We start from the raw sequence: 6,515 nt of genomic DNA, 5'->3' as shown, positions 1-6,515 counted from the left end.
GGTCGCTCGACCCGTAACGCCGCGCCCGGGACAGTGAGCGCGGCGTTCCCGCAGGTGAAGGGGGGCGCGCAGGGGTGGTGTCCGGGATACTCACGCGTGATTTGCGGCGCAGGACCGCGTCCACCCCGCATCCGCCCGCACGCGCCGTAAATCGTGCATCCCGGATATCGCCCCGGAGCGAACCCCGACAACAACCTCGGCTAACGCCGGTGACCACAACCGCGTCAGCGAAGTGGCCGTTGCGGCCACGCACCGCCAAACCCACGGCCGCCCGCCGCGAGGCGCACCGCAGCCCAAAACCGTTCGGCACAGCCGCGTAAGCGGAACGACCCGGTGGCCCCGGAGGCGGCGCCCCCCATAAGGGGGGTGGGCAGGTCTGTTACCCGCGAGTAGCATGGCTGGCGCACGCGCGTCGAAGACGCGTCACGCGCCCCGCAACCTTGGAGGAGAGTCACCGTGCCTCGTACCGTCAAGGACGTCGTCTTCGTCGACGGCGTCCGAACCCCGTTCGGCAAGGCGGGCCCGAAGGGCATGTACCACGAGACCCGTGCCGACGATCTCGTCGTCAAGGCGATCCGCGAGCTGCTGCGCCGTAACCCGGACCTCGACCCCGCGCGTATCGACGAGGTCGCCATCGCCGCGACCACGCAGATCGGTGACCAGGGGCTCACGCTCGGCCGTACCGCCGGAATCCTCGCCGGGCTGCCGCAGTCCGTGCCCGGGTACTCGATCGACCGGATGTGCGCGGGGGCGCTGACCGCGGTGACGACCACCGCCGGGTCGATCGCCTTCGGTGCGTACGACGTGGTCATCGCCGGCGGCGTCGAGCACATGGGCCGCCACCCGATGGGTGAGGCCGTCGACCCGAATCCGCGCTTCGTGTCCGAGAAGCTCGTCGACGACTCCGCTCTGTTCATGGGGATGACGGCCGAGAACCTGCACGACCGCTTCCCGCACCTGACCAAGCTGCGCGCCGACGAGTACGCGGTGCACTCGCAGGAGAAGGCGGCGAAGGCGTACGCCAACGGCAAGATCCAGCAGGATCTGGTGCCGATCTCGATCCGGCGGACGAACGCGGAGGCCGGTGAGACGGGGTGGGGGCTGGCCACGGCTGACGAGCCGATGCGGCCAGGGACCACGCTGGAGATGCTGGCGGGGCTGAAGACGCCGTTCCGTCCGCACGGCCGGGTCACCGCGGGCAACGCCGCCGGGCTCAACGACGGCGCCACCGCTTCACTGATCGCCTCCGAGGACTTCGCGCGCGAGCTGGGCCTGCCGGTGAAGATGCGGCTGGTGTCGTACGCGTTCGCGGGTGTCGAGCCCGAGGTGATGGGGTACGGCCCGATCCCGGCGACCGAGAAGGCGCTGGCCAAGGCCGGTCTGTCGATCTCGGACATCGGGCTTTTCGAGATCAACGAGGCGTTCGCGGTGCAGGTGCTCGCGCTGCTCGACCACTACGGGATCGCCGACGACGACGAGCGGGTGAACCAGTACGGCGGTGCCATCGCCTACGGTCATCCGCTCGCGTCTTCCGGCGTACGTCTGATGACCCAGCTCGCGCGGCAGTTCGAGGAGCAGCCGCACGTCCGCTACGGCCTGACGACCATGTGCGTCGGCTTCGGCATGGGCGCTTCGGTCATCTGGGAGAACCCGCACTTCGACGGAGGCAACAAGTGAGCACCACCGCTGAACTCCTGAAGGGCGCGGCCGAGCTGTTCCCCGACGAGGTCGTGACGCAGGCGCATGTGCGCCACCTCGACCTGCCGGGTGCCGGGCGCTTCGCGCTGATCACGCTGGACAACGGTTTCGACCACACCAAGCCGACCACCTTCGGCCCCCAGTCGCTGGCCAATCTCGACCTCGCTCTCGACCAGGTCGAGAAGGAGGCGTCCGAGGGGACGATCGTCGGGGTCGGGATCACGGGCAAGCCGTTCATCTTCGCGGTCGGCGCCGACCTCAAGGGCATGGAGGTGCTGAAGCACCACGAGGACGCGCGGGCCGTCGGCAAGGGCGGGCACGACGTCTTCAAGCGCATCGCGGCGCTCGCGGTGCCGTCGTTCGCGTACTACAACGGCGCGGCGATGGGCGGCGGTGTCGAGGCCGGTCTGCACTGTCAGTACCGGACGGTGTCGGCGGCGACGCCCGCCTTCTCGTTCCCCGAGGTGTTCCTGGGGCTCGTGCCCGGCTGGGGCGGCTGCACGATCCTGCCGAACCTGATCGGCGCCGACCGCGCGGTCACGGTGATCGTCGAGAACGCGCTGAACCAGAACCGGCAGCTCAAGGGCGCCCAGGTCTTCGAGCTGGGGATCGCCGACGCGATCTTCGAGGGCGCCGACTTTCTGGAGCAGTCGCTGCTGTGGACGGCTTCCGTGCTGAAGGGTGAGCTGCAGGTCGTACGGCCGGCGGTGGACCGCGGCGAGGCGTGGGACCTGGCCGTGGAGCGGGGCCGGGCCTTCGCCGACTCGAAGGTGCACGGCGCGGCCCCGGCCGCGTACCGCGCGCTGGACATCATCGCCGGCGTGAAGGACGGCGATCTCCAGGCCGGCTTCGACGCCGAGGACGCGGCGCTCGCCGACCTGGCCATGAGCGGCGAGCTGCGCAGCGGCATCTACGCGTTCAACCTCGTGCAGAAGCGCGGCAAGCGCCCGGTGGGCGCGCCCGACAAGTCGCTGGCGCGGCCGGTCACCAAGGTCGGTGTGGTGGGCGCGGGGCTGATGGCCTCGCAGCTCGCGCTGCTGTTCCTGCGCCGTCTTGAGGTGCCGGTCGTTCTCACCGACATCGACCAGGCGCGGGTGGACAAGGGCGTCGGTTACGTCCACGACGAGATCGACAAGCTGCTGCTGAAGTCCCGTATCAACCAGGACAAGGCCAACCGGCTGAAGGCACTGGTCACCGGGGTGCTCGACAAGGCCGAGGGCTTCGCCGACGCGGACTTCGTCATCGAGGCCGTCTTCGAGGAGATGAGCGTCAAGCAGCAGGTGTTCGCCGAGGTCGAGGCGGTCGCCCCGGCGCACGCGATCCTGGCGACCAACACCTCGTCGCTGTCGGTGTCGGAGATGGCGTCGAAGCTGAAGAACCCCGAGCGGGTCGTCGGCTTCCACTTCTTCAACCCGGTCGCGATCCTGCCGCTGCTGGAGATCGTGCGCGGCGAGCAGACGGACGACGCGTCGCTGGCGACGGCGTTCGGTGTGGCGAAGAAGCTGCGGAAGACGGCGGTACTGGTGAAGGACGCCCCGGCGTTCGTCGTCAACCGCGTCCTGACGCGCTTCATGGGTGAGATCCAGAACGTCATCGACGAGGGCACCCCGGTCGAGGTCGCCGAGCGCGCCGTGGAGCCGCTGGGGCTGCCGATGTCGCCGCTGGTGCTGCTGGAGCTGGTCGGTCCCGCGATCGGGCTGCATGTGTCCCAGACCCTGCACGACGCGTTCCCGGACCGCTTCACGGTCTCGGAGAACCTGGCGGCGGTCGTCAAGGCGGGCAAGCGCGGCTTCTACGTCCATGACTCCGGGAAGCCGGAGCTGGACCCGGAGGTCGTGGCCCTGCTCAAGCAGGGCGACACCGTGCTCGACGAGGAGCAGGTCCGCGTACGGGTGCTGGACGCGGTGGCGCGGGAGATCGGCCTGATGCTGGACGAGCATGTCGTCGCCGAGGCACAGGACGTCGACCTCTGCCTGATCACGGGCGCCGGCTGGCCCTTCCACCTGGGCGGGCTGACGCCGTACCTGGACCGCGAAGGCGTCTCGGAGCGGGTGAACGGCAAGCCGTTCCTGGCGCCGGGCGTGGCGAGCGTTCCCGCGTAACGCCGCGCGGTAAGCGACGGGCCGGCGCGCGGAGGTTTCCGCGCGCCGGCCCGCTCACGTCACGGCTCGCTCAGGCCCCGCCGAGCAGCGCGGCGAAGCGGTCCAGGTCGATGTTGCCGCCGCTGATGACCACGCCGATCCGCTGCCCGCGCACCTGGTCGGCCATGGCCCGCAGCGCGGCGAGTCCCAGGCATCCGGTGGGCTCGACGACGATCTTCATATAGACGGCGAAGTCCCGCATGGCCTCGACGAGTTCGGCGTCGGTGGCGGTCAGGATGTCGGTGACCCCCCGGCGGATGATCTCGAAGGTGTAAGCGCCGAGCTGCTGGGTCTGCGCGCCGTCGGCGATGGTCTTCGGCGTGTCGATGTGCACGACGCTCCCCTGCCGCAGCGACCGCTGTCCGTCGTTGCCCGCCTCGGGCTCGACGCCGTAGAGCCGGCAGTCCGGGGCGAGTTCGGCGGCTGCCAGCACGGTCCCGGAGAGCAGTCCGCCGCCGCCGAGCGGCACGAAGAGGGCGTCGAGTTCGCCGGCTTCCTCGAAGAGTTCGCTGGCCACGGTGGCCTGTCCGGCGATGATGTGCGGGTGGTCGTAGGGCGGGATGAAGGTGAGCCCGCGCTCGGCGGCCAGGGTCCGGGTGATCTCCTCGTTGTCCTCGGTGTAGCGGTCGTACATGACGACCTCGCCGCCGTACGCCTTGGTGGCCGCCGCCTTCGCCGCCGGCACGTCGTGCGGCATGACGATCGTGGCCGGGATCTCGAGCAGTTGGGCGGAGAGCGCGATGGCCTGGGCGTGGTTGCCCGAGGAGTACGTGACCACACCGGCGCGCCGCTGCTCCGGGGTGAACTGGGACAGCGCGTTGTACGCCCCGCGGAACTTGAACGCGCCCACGCGCTGGAAGTTCTCGCACTTGAACACCACGTCTGCGCCGACCTGTTCGTTGATCAGCCGCGAGCGCAGGACCGGTGTGCGGTGTGCGGCGGGGGCGACGCGGGCCGCCGCGGCTTCCACGTCGCCGTAGGTCGGGGACTGGAGCATGGTGTGACTCTCCTCGATCGTTCGATATGACAACCCGATCGTCACACCCTCGTCCACGCGGCCAGCGCGAGCCCCTGCTCCTCCTTCTGACGGGCCACGCGCAGCGTGCCGTCGGCGCCGATCGCCGCCAGCACCAGGCGGCCGAGTCCGTCCAGCGCCAGGGCCGGCGCGCCGACGCACGGTTCGCCCGTGGGGGTCCAGTTGAGGCCCGCCGTCTCGTCCTCCGTCGGGTAGGCCGCGATGGACAGCCGGTCGTGCGGGCCGCGCTGGGCGATGATGGTGCAGTCGTGGCCGTCCACTGGCGTACGGAGCACAGCGAGCGGGCCCGTGCCTGGCCCGTCCAGCGCGACCGGTTCGGCGCCGGGGCGCCAGGCCCTGACCGTATGGTCACCGGCGTCGCGCCAGAAGTGGGTCAGGTGTCCGGCGGCCGTTCGTTCGGCCGTGATGGTGCCCTGGTCGACCTTGGCCGCCGGCTCCTCGTCCGCGCGCTCCAGCGGCGCGTCCGGCTTCTCCCTGCGCCAGCGCAGCACCGTGTCATCGGTCGGGGCGAGCACCTCGATCGGACCGCTTTCGGTCCTGGCGGCGGCCAACTCGCCGGTGATCATGGTGTCCTCGGGCGTGGCGCCGCCGTACGGGAGCCACTTGCCGGTGGGCGACTGGTTCTTGGCCGAAATTCCACCGTTCGCGTTGCGCAGGAAGATGTGCAGCGAACCGGCGGCGTCCGCGACCGTGGCCGGCATGCCGATCCGTGCCGCGGCCGCCAGGTCCTTGCCGTGCGGATTGCCCAGGGTGACCCAGTCGCGCAGCGGGCGGCCGCTCTGGAACTGGATCGCGTGCAGCAGATCCGTGTCGTCAGGACCCTGCGCGCGCGGACGCTTGCGTACCGTCACGAGATGGACATAGCCCTCGGAGGTCTGCGCGATCGCCACGTATGGCAGTACGCCGCGGAAGGCGAGCAGATCGGGTCCGGACCAGTCGGGCCCGCCCACCCGGTTCTCCGTCCAGCGGAGCACTCCGCCCGCGGTCGGGGCGTACGCGGTGAGCCTGCCGTCCTTGCCGCGCAGCAGCCACCCCGTCGTCGCGGGGAGCGCGCTGTCCACGACGATCCCTGCGGGGGGTGCGGCGCGCTTCCCCGGGGTCGTGGCCCCGCTGTCCTCCGACTGCTTCGACGTCCGTGCGGACCGAGGTGTCATGGTCCACTGCCACCTTCCCGAGCACAGGGACTCACGCGCCGATAGTACTAGGCGGTATTCCCCGGGGCTCTCCGGGCCCGCCGGGCCCGGGCGCCGGGCCGCTGTGCCACGCTTCCGGGGTGCCCACTCTGCTGATCGTCGACGCCGCGAACGTGGTCGGATCCGTGCCCGACGGGTGGTGGCGCGACCGGCACGCGGCGGCCGAGCGGCTGCGCGACGCGCTGGTCCCGTACGCCGAGTCCGGTGTGAGCGGCGTACCGGGTCCCTGCGAGATCGTGCTGGTCGTCGAGGGCGCGGCCCGGGGTGTCGCCTCGCTGCCGCTCGTACGGGTCGAATCGGCGCCCGGCAGCGGCGACGACCTGATCGTGGACCTCGCGGCGCGGGCGCGGGCGCGGTCCGACGCCGCTGTGGTCGTCGTGACGGCCGACCGGGAGCTGCGCCGCCGGGTGGCCGAGCACGGCGCGCGGAGCGTCGGCCCGCGGACCG

At 71.0% G+C, this 6,515-nt stretch carries 5 protein-coding genes; 3 read left to right on the top strand and 2 right to left on the bottom strand.

From position 1 onward, the window contains the following. Positions 1–456: 456 nt before the first annotated feature. Positions 457–1,677, top strand: a complete 1,221-nt coding sequence (locus QR77_RS33015; protein WP_040025716.1) for an acetyl-CoA C-acyltransferase — start codon at positions 457–459, stop codon at positions 1,675–1,677. After that, positions 1,674–3,800 carry a 3-hydroxyacyl-CoA dehydrogenase NAD-binding domain-containing protein gene (locus QR77_RS33010; RefSeq protein WP_040025715.1) on the top strand — a complete coding sequence of 709 codons (2,127 nt, stop codon included), beginning with the start codon at positions 1,674–1,676 and terminating at the stop codon, positions 3,798–3,800. The genes QR77_RS33015 and QR77_RS33010 overlap by 4 nt, the downstream gene beginning before the upstream one ends. Before the next feature lie 70 nt (positions 3,801–3,870). On the opposite strand, the gene QR77_RS33005 is transcribed toward QR77_RS33010, so the two are convergent. Together QR77_RS33005 and QR77_RS33000 are read right to left on the bottom strand one after the other, a co-directional pair. Beyond that, positions 3,871–4,836, bottom strand: a complete 966-nt coding sequence (locus QR77_RS33005; RefSeq protein WP_040029052.1) for a threo-3-hydroxy-L-aspartate ammonia-lyase — start codon at positions 4,834–4,836, stop codon at positions 3,871–3,873. 41 nt (positions 4,837–4,877) lie between these two features. Then, on the bottom strand, positions 4,878–6,029 hold the full coding sequence (locus QR77_RS33000; RefSeq protein WP_236710911.1) for a hypothetical protein: 1,152 nt from the start codon (positions 6,027–6,029) through the stop codon (positions 4,878–4,880). A gap of 119 nt (positions 6,030–6,148) precedes the next feature. Between QR77_RS33000 and QR77_RS32995 the strand changes: the two genes are divergently transcribed. Next, positions 6,149–6,515, top strand: a 367-nt coding sequence (locus tag QR77_RS32995) for an NTP pyrophosphohydrolase (RefSeq protein WP_173476389.1), incomplete at its 3' end; no start/stop codon positions are given.

Source organism: Streptomyces sp. 150FB, from assembly GCF_000818195.1.
Lineage (GTDB): Bacteria > Actinomycetota > Actinomycetes > Streptomycetales > Streptomycetaceae > Streptomyces.
This window is presented reverse-complemented; position numbering and strand designations above follow the sequence as displayed.